Consider the following 534-nt stretch of genomic DNA (forward strand, 5'->3'; position numbering starts at 1 on the left):
TCTACGCGCACTTCGGCAATGTCCAGTTCCATGATGCCGGCATCGACGGTCGCCAGATCGAGAATGTCGTTGACGATTGTCAGAAGCGTCGATGACGACGATCCGATATGGCCGACATATTCGCGCTGGCGCGGGCTTAGCGGGCCGGTGGCAGGTAGCGACAGAAGCTCGGTAAAGCCAATGATGTTGGTGAGCGGCGAGCGAAGCTCGTAGTTCACATGCTGAACGAAGTCGTTCTTGAGCTGATCGGCCTTCTGCAAGGCCTCGTTCTTTTCCTTCAGCGCACGCTCGACATTCACGCTGTCCGTCACGTCGACGAAGGTCATCATGACCTGCCCGTTTGGCAGATGGATGATGCCGTAATGCAGCACCGAGCCGTTTTGAAGTTCGGTCCGGCCCTGCCTGTTGCTGCGGTCTTCATCGAAACCGGTAACGGCTGCCACGAACCCGCCCCATGGGCTGTCGGTGGCTCGCGCTTCACACTGCGTGCGGATCGCGGAGATGTGGGCATCCGGTTTCACCGCGCCTTCATCC

Annotated in this window: 1 protein-coding gene; it reads right to left on the reverse strand. The window is 59.2% G+C overall.

Annotated features, from left to right (window positions below; all coding sequences use genetic code 11):
• Window positions 1–534, reverse strand: a 534-nt coding sequence (locus tag AB1462_RS31640; RefSeq protein WP_367249014.1) for a sensor histidine kinase, incomplete at both ends; no start/stop codon positions are given.

It is taken from the genome of Pseudomonas sp. SB113, assembly GCF_040754745.1.
In the GTDB taxonomy this organism is placed as follows: Bacteria; Pseudomonadota; Gammaproteobacteria; order Pseudomonadales; family Pseudomonadaceae; genus Aquipseudomonas; species Aquipseudomonas grimontii.